Genomic DNA, 1,094 nt, shown 5'->3' on the forward strand with positions numbered 1-1,094 from the left:
TCGAAGATCTTTGCCATGAACTGGAACCCTACTAGCACGAACATTTGTACGCTATGACACCGCATCAGCCACACGGCGCGGCGCCGGACCGGTATCCTCACACCCACGAACGGCCACTCCCGCCGCCCCGCCCCGACGAGGAGACCCACCCGTGAACACCGGACTGCGCACCTGGTTCGACAAAGCCGGGCCCCTCGCCCAGTCGCTCACGATCCTCGCCGCCGTCATCGCGCTGCTCGCGCTCGCCGCGCTGCTGTGGCGCGCCGGCCGGGCCCTGCGCGGCAAGAAGGCCGCCGACACCCTCACCGTCGTCGCCGCCGCCATGGCCTCCTCGGTCGCCGCCACCGGCATGTGGCACTTCTTCAGCCGCACCATGCACCTGCCGACCTGGATCCAGGCCGTGCTGTTCGCGTTCATGGAGATCAGCGTCCTGGCCTCCGCGCTGCGCGCCCGCGCCAACGTCGCCCGCGACGGCCAGGCCGGCGCCGACGGACTCGCCGTGTGGGTACTGACCTGCGCCTCCGGACTCATGTCCGCCTCGGAGGCCAACTCCGTCCAGGAGGCCCTGGTCCGGCTCGGCGCGCCACTGGTCGCCGCCTGGCTCTGGGAACGCAGCATGGTCCCGGAACGCCGCGCCCAGAAGGTCAAGCAGGGCACCGCCGAATCCGCCGTCCGCTGGCTCTTCTCCGTCAAGCGCATCGCCGTCCGCCTCGGCCTGGCCACCGCCCTCGGCGCCGACCTGGAGACCGAGGACGCCAACCGCCGCATCGACCGCTTCGTGCGCGCCGACAACCGCGCCCAGCGCGCCGGCTTCCTCACCCGCCGGCACGCCGGACGCCGCCGCGACCGCGCCCACGCCCGCCTCATGGAGCAGGCCCGCATGCAGGCCGACCCGCGCGCCCTCTACTCCCACCTCGGCCGCCAGGCCATCCTCGACGTCCTCGCCCGCCTCGGCGGCGACGACGCGGTCATCGACCGCGAGCGCGCCCGCCAGATGCAGCACATACTCGCCGACGCCGCCAGCGGCGAGCCGGCCCCCGCCGCGCCCACGGCCGCCCCGGGAGCCCCGGGTGCCTCGGCCGCTACCGTCCGGC

Annotated in this window: 1 protein-coding gene; it reads left to right on the plus strand. The window is 73.9% G+C overall.

The window, feature by feature from the left end:
• Positions 1-151: 151 nt before the first annotated feature.
• The coding region (locus KDK95_RS34720) for a hypothetical protein (protein ID WP_212522600.1) at positions 152-1,094 on the plus strand (943 nt) is incomplete at its 3' end.

The sequence above is a fragment of the Actinospica acidithermotolerans genome (assembly GCF_018139625.1).
In the GTDB taxonomy this organism is placed as follows: Bacteria; Actinomycetota; Actinomycetes; order Streptomycetales; family Catenulisporaceae; genus Actinospica; species Actinospica acidithermotolerans.